This is a genomic window from Prosthecobacter sp. (assembly GCF_029946185.1).
In the GTDB taxonomy this organism is placed as follows: Bacteria; Verrucomicrobiota; Verrucomicrobiia; order Verrucomicrobiales; family Verrucomicrobiaceae; genus Prosthecobacter.
Map to the genome: position 1 here is coordinate 33,471 of NZ_JAQSEA010000309.1, position 17,051 is coordinate 50,521.

The 17,051-nt window shown below is 58.4% G+C and carries 20 protein-coding genes; 6 read left to right on the forward strand and 14 right to left on the reverse strand.

The genetic code is table 11. From position 1 onward, the window contains the following. The first annotated feature begins 23 nt into the window (after positions 1-23). The 3 genes from PSV43_RS25440 (at position 24) to PSV43_RS25450 (ending at position 3,319) form a co-directional block, all read left to right on the forward strand. Positions 24-299: an EF-hand domain-containing protein gene (locus PSV43_RS25440; RefSeq protein WP_300204425.1), complete on the forward strand. Its 276-nt coding sequence runs from the start codon at positions 24-26 to the stop codon at positions 297-299. 220 nt (positions 300-519) lie between these two features. Beyond that, positions 520-819: a hypothetical protein gene (locus tag PSV43_RS25445; protein WP_300204428.1), complete on the forward strand. Its 300-nt coding sequence runs from the start codon at positions 520-522 to the stop codon at positions 817-819. 148 nt (positions 820-967) lie between these two features. Next, a complete protein-coding gene (locus PSV43_RS25450) occupies positions 968-3,319 on the forward strand; it encodes a DUF1553 domain-containing protein (RefSeq protein WP_300204431.1) in 2,352 nt (783 codons plus the stop codon). 33 nt (positions 3,320-3,352) lie between these two features. Here the strand turns inward: PSV43_RS25450 and PSV43_RS25455 are convergent, their stop codons facing one another. From PSV43_RS25455 to PSV43_RS25520, 14 genes are all read right to left on the reverse strand, one after another. Next, the gene (locus PSV43_RS25455; protein WP_300204434.1) at positions 3,353-3,607 is read right to left on the reverse strand and encodes a hypothetical protein; all 255 of its coding nucleotides are present in this window, start codon (positions 3,605-3,607) and stop codon (positions 3,353-3,355) included. A 36-nt stretch (positions 3,608-3,643) separates the two neighbouring features. After that, positions 3,644-4,105 (reverse strand): DUF5069 domain-containing protein, encoded by a 462-nt coding sequence (locus tag PSV43_RS25460; RefSeq protein ID WP_300204436.1) that lies wholly within the window; start codon positions 4,103-4,105, stop codon positions 3,644-3,646. A gap of 74 nt (positions 4,106-4,179) precedes the next feature. Then, the gene (locus tag PSV43_RS25465) at positions 4,180-4,821 is read right to left on the reverse strand and encodes a hypothetical protein (protein WP_300204439.1); all 642 of its coding nucleotides are present in this window, start codon (positions 4,819-4,821) and stop codon (positions 4,180-4,182) included. Between the two features lie 2 nt (positions 4,822-4,823). After that, positions 4,824-5,405, reverse strand: a complete 582-nt coding sequence (locus PSV43_RS25470) for a hypothetical protein (protein WP_300204441.1) — start codon at positions 5,403-5,405, stop codon at positions 4,824-4,826. After that, entirely contained in the window at positions 5,402-6,619 is a 1,218-nt protein-coding gene (locus PSV43_RS25475) for a hypothetical protein (RefSeq protein WP_300204444.1), read from the reverse strand. Before PSV43_RS25475 ends, PSV43_RS25470 begins: the two co-directional genes overlap by 4 nt. Beyond that, the gene (locus tag PSV43_RS25480; protein WP_300204447.1) at positions 6,603-7,535 is read right to left on the reverse strand and encodes a type II secretion system protein GspK; all 933 of its coding nucleotides are present in this window, start codon (positions 7,533-7,535) and stop codon (positions 6,603-6,605) included. The genes PSV43_RS25475 and PSV43_RS25480 overlap by 17 nt, the downstream gene beginning before the upstream one ends. 74 nt (positions 7,536-7,609) lie before the next feature. Then, the gene (locus PSV43_RS25485; RefSeq protein ID WP_300204450.1) at positions 7,610-8,221 is read right to left on the reverse strand and encodes a hypothetical protein; all 612 of its coding nucleotides are present in this window, start codon (positions 8,219-8,221) and stop codon (positions 7,610-7,612) included. Between the two features lie 28 nt (positions 8,222-8,249). Continuing rightward, positions 8,250-8,663, reverse strand: a complete 414-nt coding sequence (locus tag PSV43_RS25490) for a hypothetical protein (protein WP_300204452.1) — start codon at positions 8,661-8,663, stop codon at positions 8,250-8,252. After that, entirely contained in the window at positions 8,660-9,130 is a 471-nt protein-coding gene (locus PSV43_RS25495) for a prepilin-type N-terminal cleavage/methylation domain-containing protein (RefSeq protein WP_300204455.1), read from the reverse strand. Before PSV43_RS25495 ends, PSV43_RS25490 begins: the two co-directional genes overlap by 4 nt. Before the next feature lie 43 nt (positions 9,131-9,173). Further along, on the reverse strand, positions 9,174-9,611 hold the full coding sequence (gspG, locus tag PSV43_RS25500) for a type II secretion system major pseudopilin GspG (protein WP_300204458.1): 438 nt from the start codon (positions 9,609-9,611) through the stop codon (positions 9,174-9,176). A 24-nt stretch (positions 9,612-9,635) separates the two neighbouring features. Beyond that, entirely contained in the window at positions 9,636-10,880 is a 1,245-nt protein-coding gene (locus tag PSV43_RS25505) for a type II secretion system F family protein (protein ID WP_300204460.1), read from the reverse strand. Positions 10,881-10,884: 4 nt separating this feature from the next. Beyond that, entirely contained in the window at positions 10,885-12,654 is a 1,770-nt protein-coding gene (locus PSV43_RS25510) for a GspE/PulE family protein (protein ID WP_300204463.1), read from the reverse strand. Positions 12,655-12,817: 163 nt separating this feature from the next. Beyond that, on the reverse strand, positions 12,818-13,870 hold the full coding sequence (locus PSV43_RS25515; protein WP_300204466.1) for a TlpA disulfide reductase family protein: 1,053 nt from the start codon (positions 13,868-13,870) through the stop codon (positions 12,818-12,820). Between the two features lie 6 nt (positions 13,871-13,876). Then, positions 13,877-15,013, reverse strand: a complete 1,137-nt coding sequence (locus PSV43_RS25520; RefSeq protein ID WP_300204469.1) for a CAP domain-containing protein — start codon at positions 15,011-15,013, stop codon at positions 13,877-13,879. A 137-nt stretch (positions 15,014-15,150) separates the two neighbouring features. On the opposite strand from PSV43_RS25520, the gene PSV43_RS25525 reads away from it, so the two are divergent. The 3 genes from PSV43_RS25525 to ispH are packed head-to-tail and all read left to right on the forward strand — an operon-like array spanning position 15,151 to position 17,051. Further along, entirely contained in the window at positions 15,151-15,804 is a 654-nt protein-coding gene (locus tag PSV43_RS25525) for a hypothetical protein (RefSeq protein ID WP_300204471.1), read from the forward strand. Next, on the forward strand, positions 15,804-16,106 hold the full coding sequence (locus tag PSV43_RS25530; protein WP_300204473.1) for a transcriptional regulator: 303 nt from the start codon (positions 15,804-15,806) through the stop codon (positions 16,104-16,106). Before PSV43_RS25525 ends, PSV43_RS25530 begins: the two co-directional genes overlap by 1 nt. A gap of 48 nt (positions 16,107-16,154) precedes the next feature. After that, complete coding sequence (ispH, locus tag PSV43_RS25535) at positions 16,155-17,051, forward strand: 4-hydroxy-3-methylbut-2-enyl diphosphate reductase (protein WP_300204475.1); 897 nt, start codon at positions 16,155-16,157, stop codon at positions 17,049-17,051.

The window sequence follows — 17,051 nt, forward strand, 5'->3', positions numbered from 1 at the left end:
TCCACAACCCAAACTCGACACACATGAAAGTTATCACCTCGTTCCTCGCTATTCTGGCTGTCTCCGCTGTCACCTCCTTCGGAGCTGATGCTCCCAAGAAGCCCAAGATGAGCCCGGAAGAAATGTTCACCAAGAAAGACGCCGACAAAGACGGCAAAGTCAGCAAAGAAGAGTTCCTCAAGGGTGCCAAGGACGCAACGAAGGCCGAAGCCTCCTTCACCACGAAGGACAAGGACAAGGACGGATCTCTTTCCAAGGAAGAATTCACCGCTGCTCCAAAGAAAAAGAAGGCCGCCTAAGCCCCCTGTTTCTTAGCCTTCAGCAAGTCTGCCACGCCGCACCCGCCTCGCGCGAGTGCGGCGTTATGATGTCTGAATCAGGCGGCCCCCTGATGCTCTTCGCAAAAAAACATGATCATTTATCGAAACGAAATGGGCGGCTTCTCGTTTAACACGGCACGCGCCGGACTGGAACCTCCAGAACTCCGCGCGCTACATCAACAACCAAACATTGACCCACATGAAAGTTATCACCTCTCTCCTCGCCATCCTGGCTCTGTCCGCAGTCACGTCCTTCGCCGCTGAAGGTGATGCCCCCAAGAAGCCTGCTGGCGACAAACCAAAGATGAGCCCGGAAAAAATGATCGAGAAGCTCGACACCGACAAAGATGGCAAAGTGTCCAAGGCGGAATTCCTGGCTTCTCCAAACGCCAAGAAAGACGAAGCCAAGGCCACCGAACGCTTCGGCAAGATGGACAAGGACAGCGACGGCTTCCTCACCAAGGAAGAAATGACCCCGAAGAAAAAGAAGGACGCCTGAGCCCTCTGACTCTTTGACTTCCTACAAGTCATCCTGGCCGCACCCGCCTTGCGCGAGTGCGGCTTTTTTGTGAGTGCATTGGCCAGAACACGGAAGAAGCCCCCTTCTCTCCAACGTACCTACTGTCCGCCCCTCTTCTCTTTTCCGAATGCTCCGCAGCACCTCTATCACACTCCTGCTCTTCGCCGCCACCAGTCAGGCGGCGGTTGATTACACCACGCAGATCAAGCCGCTGTTGCAGCAGCATTGTGTGAAATGCCACGGTGCCACCACGCAGAAGTCACAGCTCAAGGTCGATACCGCCGCCGCCGTACGCGCCGGCGGCAAGCGCGGCGCTGCCCTGCCCGATCTCCTTGTGCAGGTCATCTCCGGTTCCCACGCTGAAGTCCCGCAGATGCCCTACAAGCGCGGCCCGCTGGACTCTGCGCAGATCGCACTCTTCAAGCAGTGGGTCGCTGAAGGTGCTCACTCTCCTGCCGAGGAAATTCCTAGCGATGACCGTCACTGGGCCTTCATCGCGCCGGTCAAAGCGCCGCTACCGAAGAATGGCAGCACGCATCCGATTGATGCATTCATTCGCACCAGTCTTGCCAAAGCGGAACTCACTCCTTCACCCTCTGCTGCACCAGCTACGTTCATACGCCGTCTTCATCTTGATCTCACCGGACTGCCGCCGACGCCCGCTGAAGTTGCTGCATTTCTCAAAAATCCAGCCTCTAGCATCGAGGCTCTCGTTACAAGACTGCTCGCCTCCAAACACTATGGCGAACGCTGGGGCCGCTGGTGGCTTGATCAGGCACGCTACGGCGACAGCAATGGCTACAGCATCGACGCCCCGCGCAGCATTTGGCCGTATCGCGATTACGTCGTCAATGCATTGAACAAGGACATGCCCTTTGATCGGTTCAGCCTTGAACAACTCGCGGGTGACATGCTGCCCAAGCCTTCGCGCGATCAACTCATCGCCACCGGTTTTCATCGCAACACGCAGATCAATCAGGAGGGCGGCATCGACAAAGAACAGTTCCGCACCGAGAGCATTTTTGATCGCGTCGCCACCACTGGCACCGTGTGGCTCGGACTCACCATCGGCTGTGCGCAGTGCCACGATCACAAGTTTGATCCCATCAGCCATCACGAGTACTATCAGTTCTTTGCCTTCCTCAACAACCAGGACGAACCCACTCTTCCCGTTCCAGATCCCGGCCAAGATCTCGACAAGCTGAAGGCTGAGCACGGGCAGGTGCTCAAGCAGATCGATGCTCGCATCAAGGAACGCCTTGCCGTGCTGCAGGAATGGGAAAAGACCCTTGGGGACCAGTCCAAGAAATTGGTCGATGCCGAAGCGCTCAAGTCCCTGGCCAAGTCCGCTGCCAAACGGGGTGCCGCCGATCAGCGCATTCTCTTCAAAGCCATGACCGGCACGTCTGACAGCGTCTTCAATCCGCTTTACGACCGGCATCTCGAACTCGACAACATTTTCAAGACCGGCACCACCACCCTCGTGATGAAGGAGCTGCCGCAACCGCGCAAAACCACGCTTTTTATCAAGGGCGATTTCACCCGTCCGGCAGATGTAGTGCAGCCCGGTGTACTCGCCGTGCTGCCGCCACTGCCCGAAGGTGCCAAGGCTGATCGCCTCGCACTCGCACGCTGGCTCATCGATCCAGCCAACCCGCTAACAGCCCGCGTCATTGTAAATCGCGTCTGGCAGCAGTACTTCGGACGGGGCCTCGTCGAAACTGAAAACGACTTCGGCACCATGGGTCGGCTGCCGAGCCACCCGGAACTGCTCGACTGGCTTGCCGTCGATTTCATGGAGCATGGCTGGAGCCTCAAGCATCTGCACAAGCTCATCGTCACCAGCGCGACGTATCAGCAATCTTCCGTCATTCGACCAGATGCTGCATCAATTGATCCAAACAACTACCTCCTCTGGCGGCAAACCCGCCTTCGTCTGGATGCCGAAATCGTGCGCGATGTCTGCCTTGCCACCAGCGGCCTGCTCTCTTCCAAGATGGGTGGGGCGCCGGTGTATCCGCCGATTCCCGAGGGCATCATGTCTTTGGGGCAGGTCAAGCGCGGCTGGCCCATCAGCAAAGGCAGCGACCGTTACCGGCGCGGCATCTACACATTCATCTTCCGCGCCACGCCACCGCCGGCACTCAGCGTCTTCGATGCTCCCGACGGTTTCAGCACCTGCACCCGCCGCGTCCGCAGCAACACCCCGCTGCAGGCACTCACCCTTCTCAACGACAGCGCTTATGTCGAGTTCGCAAAGGCTTTGGCTGCACGCCTGATCAAGGAAGCCAAATCCGACGAGGCCCGCATCACCCACGCCTACCAGCTATGTCTCTCCCGCCCGCCGCTTGACCGTGAACGCCAAGCTCTCATTCACCTGCTTGCTGCTGAACGCCAATCAAACGGCACCGAACCACAAGCTTGGCAAGCCGTTGCCCGCGTGATGCTGAATCTGGACGAGACGATCACGCGGGAGTGAAACCACGCCCCCAGCCTTTCCTAGTGCCCCCCTTTACTGGCGATTCGGCTCCTTCAGCGCCAGGAGCAGCCACTGGGGGGTATTGATGGGAAGCTTAATCTTGCGATTCTTCTTCAAGAACTCGGACAGATGGAGACGGCCGGTCATCTTGCCTTTGTCATCATGCAAATAGACATAAGGCCGGCCTCCAATCACCGCACCGACGAGGAGGTTTTTCGGACCCGCTATGTTCAGGTCTTCTTTGTCTGGTGTCTGGAATTGAGCGAGCAATGTAGCAGCGGAAAGCACGGCATCTTTCGTGCATGACTCCCAGCATAGCCTTCGTCAAACCCATTCCCAGGCACGTTCGTCCACGGGATCGCGGCCTTCATCATACTCGATGTGGTCGATTAGAGTCTCGATGGGCTTTCCGCTGAGGCCGCTGTCCTGAATGCGCTGGGGGAGCACGGCAGAGCGTTCGTCGCGCCAGCCGAGTTTGGCAATGAAGCGGTTCCACATGTGGCACTCCTCATCCGTGCGTGCCGTGCCACAGGCATGCACCCAAGTGAGGATTTCTTCATCGGTGCCTCCTTCAAGGACGCGCGTTTGGAGCGCGGCATACGGCACGCCGAGAAAACGGCAGCAACGACCGTCCAGCGTGTAAAACTGCGTGTCTCCCAACTGCGCCAAATAATCATCGGGCAGTTTGGCCGCAGCATGCAGACGGATCTTGTCGAGCATGCGGCCGAAATAGATGAAGCGGCCGACCTTGGCGTAACAACTGCGAAGACCTGGGACGTAGGGCATAAAGCTACTTTGCTCCATGGAAGAACCGTTTGGTAAGCCATGACATGCCTGCTACCAAAGGACTCTTGAACTCCTCACGGCGGAGGAAGCGGCACATCATTGATCCGTGGCGCTGCGGGGCTGGCTGCACCTCCAGGGATCGGAGTGGAAGGAGGGGGAAGAATCGGATTCGGCGGCAGCCCCATTTGGACAGGCGGGGCGTTCATATTTTGACGCTGCGGCATGCCTCGGCCTTGATTCGGCGCTGCAGACTGCTGCGAGGGAATGGCACTTCTGACCTCGACTGGCGGAGCGGCGGAGAGATCGGCAAAGCTGATCCAGCCAGCCTGATCTCCCTTCTGCAACTGAATGCGGGTCTTGTCCACGCTCTCGCCCGGTTTGACCGCGCGAATCTTGATGCCCATCTCATTTTCCGAACCAATGCGCGCCTCCATGACCTGCGAAGTGATGCGGTCCACCAGCACGGCGACGAGGGCGCCGTCGATCTCGTAGATGCCGGAGAGGCTGAGGTTGTCGGCAAAATTCGGCCCTGTCGGTGCATCGGGAGAAGGCAGATCCTTCGTGGTGAAGATGGAACGCTGCCACAAAGGGGCGAAGCGCTCCAGCTTCGGAAAGGGCACAGGGGTCTCGTCCTGCTTCTTCGGTTCCTGGGCAGATGCATGCGTGACGATTATCGCCAGCCCAAGCAGAGAGAATGATAACGTGGAAAGTTTCATGGCTAGTTTGCTTTGCTGACCTTGGGGGCCGATTTCTCACGATAGAACTGGGTAAACTCGACCTCGGCATTGATGGTCTTGTTCGTTCCGCTGGGATTGATCTGCATGCGGGTGATGCCGATGAAGCTGTGAGGCTGCTGCAACGCATGCAGCCAGCCGAAGAGTGCCTGCTCAGGAACACCCGCGAGCGTTATCTTCACGGTGGCTTGGTCAAAGTAGCCGAGATTTTCCTCCAGCGGCAGACCATCCGGCCCTAGGACGCGTGCGGCTTCGATGAATTCCTTGCCGCCGATACTGAGTCCGCTTTTTTCCGCCTGGGCGGTGATGATTTCCAACAGCTTGGACGAAGCCTCCTGCCGGCTGTTGAAGTTCGGGCAGTGCTCCTCGATCCACCCATACCGGTCCGCCCAGTTCGAGCCCTGCGAGACGGCGAGGTTCATTTCACCAAGGCGGTCACGCAGGCTGTCGTTCTCTTCACGGATGGCCATGTAGTTGTTGAAGGCATACATGAGTCCGCCGCCGCCGATGATGGCGAGGAACAGGAAGGCAAAGACGCCGAGCAGCAATTTCTCGCTCTTCTTCATTCGCCCGGCCCTCCCTTCATCTCAAAGCTGGCGCTGCCGTCACTGGCAAAGGCTGGCGGCGGTCCGTTCAATGCGAAAGGAGTGAGCGCTTCGATGGACTTGAGCGCCTGGGTGTACTCGAACGCCAGGGTTGCGTTGGGCATGCGACCACGCAGGTTCATGCGCTCAGGCGTCCATTCCCAATGCGTGATGGAAACTTCCTTGGATGATTCAGGCTCCATGAGGTGCAGCAAAATCTGCTGCGGCCAGGTGGCGGGATCCAAGGCAGGCGCGACCTCCTGCCACGCCTTTTTGTGATCCATGACCCGTGACGCACGCGGCGTGAGAACGGCGACTTTTTCACGCAGCAAGTTGCGCTCTTGCAAGGCCAGTGAGGTGAGCGTGGCGACGAGAGCAATGGCCGCAGCGATCACCGTTCCGGCCGCCAGCGCCATGAAGCGTGTCTTTGACCTGCGGGTCTGGCTTTGACGCTCAGAGATGACATCCTGCGGCATGAGCAGGCTGGAGCCCCGCTCAGGCATCGTCGGTGCTGGCATGTCGCAGCGGTAGGCGGTCAAGCCGGTGACGCGCTGAATTTGCGTGATGTCGCCTTCCTCAATCCACAACACGATGCTTTCGAGGCGTCCAAGCACGCCCTGAAAACCGAGCTGGAGGCAGATGTTGTTGAGCTCCGCGAGTGCGTTGTTGTCCAGCTTGTTCGCAGACAATGGGGTGCAGTAAATCAACTGCGCCCCGCTGGTGATGGCGACGACGAGACGGCCCAATTCACGAAAAATCGTGAGGCTGTTTTGCACCATCGGATAGCACAGTGCATGCAGCGTGACTTCATCCGGCAGGCGTGCGGTGTCCGTAAGAGGCGTCGGCAAGTCTTTGAGCGCGAGGATGCGCGTGAGATAGGCACCTTCCTTCCCCTGCATGTTGCACACCTGCACGCCAGCCTCGTCGTCCTCAGCCTTGATGCCCATGCGTTCAAGATGCAGCAGACCCATGCTGCGCAAATGTTCGGGCTGCCCTTTGAGCCAGGCGGGCAGCGCCCAGAAATGAACGGCAGGCAGTGCGAGCACCCGCCGATAGGCGACTTTGCCAAATCTGGCGCCTGCGGCGCTTTGGTCGGAATTGAGCACGCAGGCAGCGCCCTCCGCACCGATCCAGCTTTGCCAGACTAGTGCGCCGGGGAGCAGCAGTTCGCAGGGTGATTTACGTGTCTTTGCCATGGGCGGGGATTTCACCACGCCAGACGGCCTTGCCGTCCTGCGTGATGAGGATGAGTTTGCGTTGCAGAGGGCCTAGAGAGCCGATGCTCTCGATGCGGCGGATGGGACCGGCAAATTGAATCCATTGCTGAAGTTGCGCGACGATCTGCGGCTGAAACACGCCCAGGAGCTGCGCCACCTGCGGCACGCTGCTGAGTCGAACGTCATCCTGCGTGTGCAGTGCGCCATCGCGACCGGCACGCAGCGTGAGCAGCGGCTGCACGCGCTCCATTGGCAAATCTACCAGCAGTGCGATGAGTTCCGGACGTGCGTCATTGATATCCACACGGCCATCGCCAAAAACGGTGAACCACTCGCGCCAGTCGGGCCGCTCGACATTGACGATGTCCATGCCGCGCACCAGCAGCATCTCCTCGACTTCTTTGAACGGGCGGTTGAAGGGCATGCCTTCGAAACCCATCTTTTCGTAGTCGCGTTTCTCGGCACCGCTGAGGCTGACATTGCCGTCCGCATCGACCCAGTCCTTGATAGCATCGCACAAAGCGGAGACAAACTCCGGCTTGAAACCCCAACTTGTGAACAAGCGGCGCAGCAGCACTTTGTCGCCGGTCTGGATGAGATGATTGGCGTTCAGCCGGGCCTCCTCGGCCACCAGCTTGACGTTGTAGCCGCCGCCGTCGTTCGCGTTGAAGTGCAGCAGCGGATCGTCCTCCCGCATGACCGGATGACGTGCCACTTCGATGCCCATTTCCGCATAACGTTTGGCAAAAATGCGGCCGCGCATCATGCGTGTGTATTGGGAGTCTGCCTGCAGCGCCTTCGTTCCCGCAAAAATGACCATGCCCAGAATCGCGATCATCCAGAAGACCACGATGAGCGCCGAGCCGCGCTGCAATGACGAATGACGAAGGGCCAATGACGAGGGAATGACGAAACCGCCGGATCTTCTTGATCGGCTCGCCATTGCTTCGGTTACTGGAATTTCATTCGTCATTGCGGAGGAGGTGCCTGCGGCACACTGACCTGAGCCAGATCGTTCGCGATCCAAAAGGTGTATTCGTGCGCACGGGGATCGGCGGTGAAGGCGAACTTGAGCTTCATGAAAAGTGGCGGCTGTGGGTTCTTCTTCGGATCCCAACTGGTGAACCATTTCTTTTCCACGGGCTCATAGAACTGCCACTGCATCTCCTTGAGTCCATCGAGGATTGGCAGTTCGGCGATGAGATTGAATTCATCCTGTGAACGCGACTTGGGATTGAGTTTGAAGTGACGCACCACGAGGCCCAGGTCTTTGGTCTCCCGGTTGCGCACGACGCCGAACTCGACGGCGTCGGCGAGCTTCAACTGACGCTTCCAAGCGAAAGGCATGTGGCCTCCTGCGATAAACAGATTGCCCGAGGCACCACGCGCCACCTTTTCGAGTCCGGCACTGAGCTGAATGCCCGGATCCATGGTTTCCATGTAATCACGCCACTGCATGACAAAATTGCTGATGCGGGTCTCTGCCACACGTGCGGTGCTCATGGATTTGCCCAACTGCAGAGCACCATTCGCAACGCCATAAACGGCGCTCAGGATGAAGCCGATGAGCGCCATGGCCATGATGACTTCAAGCAGTGTGAATGCGGCCTTAGATCGGACTGTGGGGCGAATACACATAGGTTTCCATGCTGCGTTTCATGCGCCGCGTGCGCCCGTCTTTGATCCATGCTTCGGCGCGGATGCGAAACATGTGGTCGAGTTCGACCTTGTCTTTGTTGATGAGTTTGACCTTCTCGATCGTGGCGCTGGCATCAATGTGATCAGCGGTGGGATTGAAAGAGATGCTGGCGGCTTTGAACTCGGGCTGGTGCGCCACTTCGGCGAGCACGGACTCCAGAACACGCAGCACCTGCGCCTCCTGACGTGAGGAAGTGGAGGCTTTTGCGATCTGCTCGATGGCCTGCGTCATGCTGACGGCCACGAATGAAAACAACGCGAGGGCAAGGATGATTTCGAGCAAGGCGAAACCCGAGGCGGAGGAGGATGTGCGTGTGTGTTTCATCCTTTAACCTGAATGGATTTACGTTTTGCACAGGCGGTGAGCGGATCGAAACCGATCTCGATCAGTCCAGCCGGACCGCTGATGCGAACCTCGATGGGCTCACAGATACCGCTGGGGCTGAACTCCCAGGCTTCACCGCGACTCGGCTTGCGGAAAACTTTCTCCCCCACGCGGCGCACCTGCAGCATGCCGCTGAACTCATCACTCGTGCCAAAGGCGCCAGCGGTAAGTTCCATGCGCACCGTCTGCTGGCGGTTGAGTGCCTGCAGCATGTTTTGCCGGGCCGTGGTTTCGATCATGGCTGCGGCACGCCGAAGTTTATCTTCTGCACGCACGCCGGAGATGCTGACGGAGGCGATGCCTATGATCAGCAAGGTGAGCGACATCGCGACGATGATCTCCAGCAGGGTGAAGCCCGCTGAACGACAATGACTAAAGCCATGCTGAGCTTTCAGCATGGTTTGCATGGTCTTTGTAATGGACTTGCAGTTCGTCATTCCGGTTTCGTCATTATTGATCCCAGCTTCCGATGTCGTCAGCATTCTCAGCCACGCCGTCAGGGCCGGAGGAATAGAGATCGAAGCCGGTCTTGTCTTTGACACCGGGACGGCGGTAGTGATAGGGGTTGCCCCATGGATCGATGGGCAGTTTCTTGAGCTTCGGACTCCAGCTTTGCGGAGCGGGGCGGCTCGTGGGTTTTTCAACCAGAGCGGAAAGGCCCTGTTCGGTGGTGGGCAGGAACATGTTGTCCACTTCGTAGGCGCGCAGCGCTGAACCGATGCTGCTGATGTTGCCTTTGGTGGTGGTTTTTTTTCCACCTTCAAGCACACCGCCGAAATTGACGATGGCCGCGCCCACAAGGAGCGCCACGATGGCGAGCACGAGGATCATCTCGACGAGGGTGAAGCCGGACGTCGGGAGGCGTGGTTGGGTTTGGGTGTGTTTCATGTGTGTGTGAATGGGACCGGGCGGCTATTTATTGATGCTGGAAATGGTCTGGAAGATGGTGGTCATCATGAGGTAGGCCATGAGGCCGACCATGCCGGCCATGAGGCAGACGATGAGGGGCTGGATGAGCGCGGCGAGCGTGTCGATCTTCTTGCTGAGCTCACGGTCGAAGCGTTCGGCGGCGCGTGCGAGTGCGGCTGGCATGTCGCCGGTTTGCTCGCCCACGTTCACCATGTCGATGAGCAGCGGCGGGAACTGAGCGCTACGGTCGAGTGCGCGGGAAAGCGCAACGCCTTCGCCTACGTTGCGCATGACGCTTTCAAATTCCTGCTGCAGGTAGGGATTGTCCGTGGCCTGATGCGTGAGCTGCATGGCCTGCACCATGGTGAGGCCGTTGCCGAGAAGGTTGGCCATCGTTTCCAAAAACTGGACGTAGAACCGTGCGCGGAAGATGCCGCCGAAGAGCGGGATGCGCAGCTTGAACCGCGCCCAAGGGATGGCCGACTCAGGGCGCGAGATCCACGCCTTGCCGAGAATGTAGGCAACGATGCCGCCGAGAATGAGCATCCACCAGGTGGCCTTGAAGGTGTCGCTGATTTTCAGGATGATCTGCGCGGCCAATGGCAACGAGCCACCGGTGGAATCGAGCATCTCCGTGAGTTTCGGGATGAGATAGACCACGAACAGCAACGTAACAGCAACTGCTGCGACGATGAGGAACGCGGGATAAAGCAGCGCGGAGAGCACCTTGGATTTCAGCGCTTGCAAGGAACGCATGTACTGCGCTTGACGCTTCAAGATGGTGCTCAGCGAACCGCTGGCTTCACCCGCTGAGACAAGCGCGCAGAAGAGTTTGCCGAAGCTGGGGCTGGTGGCAGCGATGGCTTTGGAGAAGGCCATGCCATCACGCACTTTTCCACGCAGCACGGTGGCGAGAGTTTTGATGCCGGAGAGTTCACGGCGGCGCTCCATAGTGGCGAGTGCAGGCTCAAGCTGGATGCCCGCACCGACGAGGTCGGAGAGTTCTTCAATGAAGAGCACGACCTGCGGGAGCTTGAGTTTGATGACGCCACCGGGGGTCGTTTCGGTGGTCTTCACACTCTGCCTGGCCTTGGTGACTGGCGTTTTAAAATCACCTGCAACTTCCAGTTTGATGGGCTGAATTTTCTTTTTCCCGAGCAGTGCAAACGCTTCGCTGCGATCCGACGCAGCCAACTCCCCGGTGATGAGACCGGAAGGACCTTGGGCGCTGTAAACGAAGGTTGGCATAGAATTAGGCGGCTAACCGAGAGGGGGGCATGGTGGTCGTCTGCGGAGCGTGATCGCGATCACTGGCGGCGGTGACGCTGAGGACCTCCTCGATGGTGGTTTCGCCGCTGAGCACTTTTTGGAAGCCGTAGCCGCGCATGGGGATGTAACCGTCCTTGATGGCCTGCTTGTGAAACTCGGCGGGATGGGCGCGGCTGTTGATGAGATGCTGCAGCGCATGGGTGACGAGACAGACCTCGTAGATGGAGAGACGGCCTTGGAAGCCGCTGCCGCGGCAGGCTTCACAGCCCACTGAGCGCATGATCTTGCCGGAGAGGTGGGACGGGAAGCCGATGGACTTGAGATAGCTCTCCTCCACCTCTGTGGGTGTTTTGCACACAGGGCAGAGTTTGCGAACGAGACGCTGGGCGAAGAAGGCGCGGACGGCACTGGAGACGAGGAAGGGCTCCACGCCCATGTCGATGAGACGGGTGATGCCGCCGAGGGCGTCATTCGTGTGGAGTGTGCTGAAGACGAGGTGACCTGTGAGCGCAGCACGCACGGCGATTTCGGTGGTTTCGAGGTCGCGCATTTCCCCGATCATCACGACGTTGGGATCACCGCGCAGAATGCTGCGCAGTCCCGTACCGAAGGTGAGGCCGATCTCGGGCTTCACCGCGATTTGCACGATGCCCGGCATCTTGTACTCCACGGGGTCTTCAATGGTGACGATGCGGCGATGCGTCTGATTGAGATCCGTGAGGAAAGCGTAAAGCGTGGTCGATTTGCCGCTGCCGGTGGGGCCGGTAATGAGGATGATGCCGTTGGGCAGTTTCAGCAGTTCATCGACGATGGGGCGAATGTTGTCCGTGAGGCCAAGACGGTTCACCGTGACTTGCTGCTGGGCCAGAAGACGCAAGCTGATGCTTTCGCCTTCGACCGATGGAATGGTGGCCACGCGCACGTCGATGCCGAGGCCGTCGAGCTCGAGATTGATGCGGCCATCCTGCGGCAGACGTTTTTCGGCGATGTCGAGGCGCGCCATGATCTTGAGGCGGGCGATCACGGAGGCTTGCAGCGACTTGATGTTTTCAGGCACTGCCAGTTCTTCGAGGCGACCGTCGATGCGGTAGCGGATGCGCAGGCGATCCTGCTGTGGCTCGACGTGGATGTCCGTGGCGCGTTGCTCCAGACCACGGCGGATGATTTGATTCACGAAGCGCACCACGGAGGCCTCTTCGTCCTCGGGCTCATCGAGCACGGTGACTTCATCACGCAAATCTTCCGCGCCCCAGTCGGCACGACCGCGCAGGATTTTTTCAAACGTGTCCGCACCCAGACCGTAGAGCTTTTGCAGTCCTTCGACAATGCGGGTGCGCTGCCCGACATGCCAGACGACCGGCATCGTCAGACTCGCTGCCACACGCTGGTGGGCTATGAGACTGAGCGGATCAAAGGTGGCGATGTGCAGCGTGCGCTCTGTCTCCGAGCCGTCTTCGTTTTTCGTTTCTTCGGTAAAAACAGGCAGCAAGCGATGACGCAGAGCGATCTCCGCCGGCAGCATACGGCGCATACCCTGCTCTGTCGGTTGATCTTCATCCTTCGGCTCCCACCACGGCAGGTTGAGAGTCTTGGCCAAGGCGGCCAGGAAATCGCGCTCGCGCACGCCCTCGCAATCCAGTACCGCGTCCACGAATGACGTCTGATTGAAGCATGCTTCCTCCACCGCCTGCCGTACGGCAGGAAGATCGGCACAACCCGAGTCTTTGAGGATCTGATCGATGAGTGGAAGCATGGGAACTGACTGTCTAAATCCAGCCTTATAATACCTTATATTTATGGTTTTTCATAGAAATGGCAAGTTTTTAATACATCTGAACCATTTGGAGAGCCGAAAAGTTCAGCTCTCTGGTCTTGGACACGGTTTTCCCCTGACTGCCTTTAGGCCCTCCCGACGCCTATTTTGCGGCGCTGATTTGCGCCACCATGGCATCTAAGGACCCGTTTTTGATCGCGATCACTCCCTTGGGATCGATGAGATAGAGGGTGGGGAAGTTGCGCAAGTTGTAGAGCGTGGTGTTGGGGCCGCTGCTGGTGTTGTCGAGCACGTTGCGGAAGCTGACCTGGTAATCGGCGAGGGCTTTTTTGGCCTCGGTCTCGATGTCGGTGTTCACCCCGAGCACGACGGCGTTTTTGTCTTTGAGCTGTTCAGCGGCTTGGTTCATCAGCGGCAGCGTGCCGTGGCAGGCATGGCACCAGCCGCCCCAAAAGATGACGATGACGTATTTACCGCGGTAGTCGCTGAGCTTGAAGTTCACGCCGCCGGCATCCTTGCCCTCGATCTCCGGTGCTTCACACCCGACCTGAAGATTGGTCATTTCAAACAGCATTTTGGCGGTGATGTCAGACAGCTTGAAGCCTTGGATGGTGACGTCGGCGTAGTCGGCGTTGAGCTGCTGAAAGCATTCGAGCGCCTTGTCCTTCGAAGCAGCGGCGGAGACGCGGTCGGCAGAGGCGTCGAAGTTTTTGAAATGGATGGCACCGAGGGCATAGAGAGCCGCCGCTTTTTCGTCACGGTGGGAGTTCTTCTCGATCACGGCCTTGAGCACCGGCTCGGCGGGCAGGCCGTGGTATTCGAGCTGCTTCACCGCTTCGGCGATACCCGGGCGATCTGCAAAGGTGGTGCCAAGCATCTTCAGCGCTTCCTGGCCTTCGGGAAAACTCGCAGCGCCCATCACCAGCCAGTTCACGCCTTTCACCACATCCGGCTGATCCAGGTTCGCCTGCAGCACCTCCATCATCACTTTGGCATAAGGCCCGGCGCTGGGGATGCTGGCGCGAAACTTGTTTTTCTCCTCCTCGGTGGCCGCTGCGATGAGCTTCTGGGTGTTGGCACGCACCGAGTTTTCGTATTCATCAATGATTGTGCGGATCTCCGTGTTGAGTGGGGAGGAGGGAGTCTGGGCCAGGATGGAGACGATGGACAGCAGCAGGAGGACGATGGATCTCATGGTGAATCAGCAAAGAGTACGACGGGTGCGGAATCCCAGCAACGGCAGACCGGCGATCAGGCACAGCAGCAGGCTTCCCGGCTCTGGAACCACCGAAAATGACTCATAGACATTGTCATAAACCAGCACCGGAACTCCGTAGAAATCTGTATGTTCGGTGAGAGTGAAGGTCCTGGCAGCAAGACCGCTATCGAGTGCTTCCACACGATAAACCGTGTCGTCCGTGAGACCCGTGAGCGTGATATTGTACCCCCCGGCGCTGTTGCTGAATCCGCTGGCCACGAGGATGCCGCTAGTATCATTGTACACATTGATCACCTGTCCAGCCAGCCCTTCTCCGGGTGTGTAAAAGGCATCCGCCAAGATCGTGTCCTGAAACACGGATCCCGTGAGTATGGCATCTGAAATGTAATTGATGCCATCATACCGAAACTGCGAGGCCAGATGTTCGGTGACAATGTACGGCCCGATGGCGGTGACGTTGCTGCCCGGAATAGCGATGCTTTGAAAGCCAATGCCGATTTCCTTCATGGCCGCACTCATCAGGAGATCACGATGTCCGGCCGGATTCTGAATGCCATTGCCATAACCTGCCGTCGCACCATTGCCATCCCCCCAGTCGATCACGAAGGCGGCATGGTTATGAATGGGCGACTGCGCCGAGGCAAATAGGTTTTCACCGAGGTTCAACCAGTTGGCCGAGTAGCCGCCATTAATCAGGCGCAGGTTGAGGCTCAAGCCGTCCAAGGAGTGCGCCTGCTGGTCGGAAGTCACCATCAGGTTGGAGTAGTTGGTGGCAGAGATATTCAATGCACTGTTCCATGCCAAAGGAGGTGCTGCTGTGAGACTGGAAAATTGCGTGGCGAGATCAGAAGCACTGGTGCCAAAAAAGTTCAGTGCAAAGGCAATGCTGGCATCGTTCGACTTGGTTCCCGCCCACACCCCTGGAGAGGAAAAATTGACCAGTTCGGCCAGTTCACCCTGAGGATCACTGCGGAAGCGGTTGGTCAGTTCCAGCATGTACTGCTGCTCGATGGTCGGATCTGCGGCAGTTGCAATGCCAGACAGGAGCGTGGCAGCACCCATCACGCCTGCGCACCAGCTTCGCCAAGGGCGTTGGGTCGTTTTGCGTAGAACTGACACGGAATGATTCACCTCTGTTAAATTATGGTATTTATATCCATCTGCCAAGCCTGATTCATCCACAGCCATCGAGAATCGTCACTTTGCGCCACAAAGTTTTACTTGCATCATTCACTTTGGCGCACAAAGTGAATCACATGAGCACGACCGACGCCGCCTTGGAGAATCTCCGCATCATTCGTTCTTTGATGGAGAAGGCGCACATCTACCGCGCCGTTTCTGCTCCTGCGGCGCTCACAGGCGGTGTGCTGGCGCTCATCGCCGCCGTATGCCCAGTGTGGTATGCCGTGAAAATGCAAGGTGACGCCGTGATGGGTGATATATGCTTCCTGGAAATCTGGCTCATCATTCTCGGCATCGCCTCGGCCTTGAATGTCTTCCTGCTTGCCAAAGAGGCCAAACGTCGCAACCAGCCTTTCGTCTCCGCCGGCATGCGCATGGCGTTGCGAGCTTTTCTTCCTCCCCTTCTCGTCGGCGGCTGTGTCGGCATTGGTTTGATCGTGTTCCTGCACAATCTCACCCTGGCAGCGCTCATCTGGGCACTGTGTTACGGTCTGGCCCTGCTCAGCACCGCCAGCTTTTCCCCTCGCTCGCTGGTCCGTCTTGGCTGGGCCTTCGTTATCACCGGTTTGCTGGCCTTCTTTGGCTGGGCTGCTTGCAGCGATGTGCGCCTGCTCTCCAGTGACCTCGCCCCAGCGTCTCTCGTCATGGGCCTCACCTTCGGCCTGCTGCATGTGGTTTATGCCCTGGCCGTGTTCTTCAGTGCCCAACCTGCGGAGGTGCAGCCGTAATGATCGACTTCGATCAAATCGACAAGCTCATTCACGAAAAGGGCCGCCTCTCCATCATGACGCTGCTCTCCACCCGGGGCGAATGGGCCTTCCAGGATCTCAAGGCAGAACTCAGCATGAGCGACGGCAACCTCATCTCCCATCTCCGCACCCTCGGCACCGCCGGTTACATCAAAGAAACCCGCGATGAATCCGGCACCCGCCCACGCACCAGCTACGAACTCACGCCAGAAGGACGCAAAGCTTTTAAAGACTACGTCGAGGTACTCGGCGAGATCGTCAAAGCCGCGCAGCAGACCTAAGCGGCAGTTTTTTATCCATTCACTTTGTCACGCAAAGCTAACAACACCATGAACATCATCCTCGCTCAACATCACGGCATGTGCTTCGGCGTCCGCGACGCCCTGCGCACCACTCATACGGCCGCACAACGCGCCCCGCTCACCATCCTCGGCCAACTCGTTCACAACCCACTCGTGGACCGTCACCTCGCCACCCTCGGTGCATTGCGCGGTGACCTCGATGATTTAAACAGCGCCACCACGCAGCAAGTCGCCATCACTGCCCACGGTGCCTCTGATCGCCATCGCCAAGCTTGGCAAAGCGCCGGCCACACGGTCATCGACACCACCTGCCCGCTTGTTAAAAAGGCGCATCATGCTCTCGCCATGTTGGTGAACGAAGGCTACCAGCCGGTTGTCATCGGCCAGAATCAGCACGTCGAAGTGCGCGGACTCATTGGCGATTTCCCCTCGGCTGTCGTCGTGCTTGAGGAGGCCGACCTCGACCGAGTGCCCTCTCATCCGCGACTCGGCATCGTCTCACAAACCACGCAGCCGGTCGAAATCGCCCTCCGTCTGGTGGATGCCATCAAACGCCGCCATCGCAGCTCTGAAGTCCGGTTCATCGACACGATCTGCCATCCCACCAAACAACGCCAGACAGCGATGGATGATCTGCTGCGCGATTGTGATCACATCATCGTCATCGGGGGGCGCAACAGCAACAACACGCGACAGCTCGTACAAAAAGCCAGCGCTCACGGCCTGCCCACGATCCAGATCGAACACGCCGACGAACTCGATCCCGCCTGGTTTGGCAAGGCCCGTAACGTCGGCGTCACCGCTGGCACCTCCACGCTGGATGAAACGGTGGATGCCGTCATGCAACGCCTCCGCCAGATCGCCGCCGAACTGCGCAGCAACCCTGTCCACGAATTCCTCCGCTCCATGCTCCACGCCGCCTAA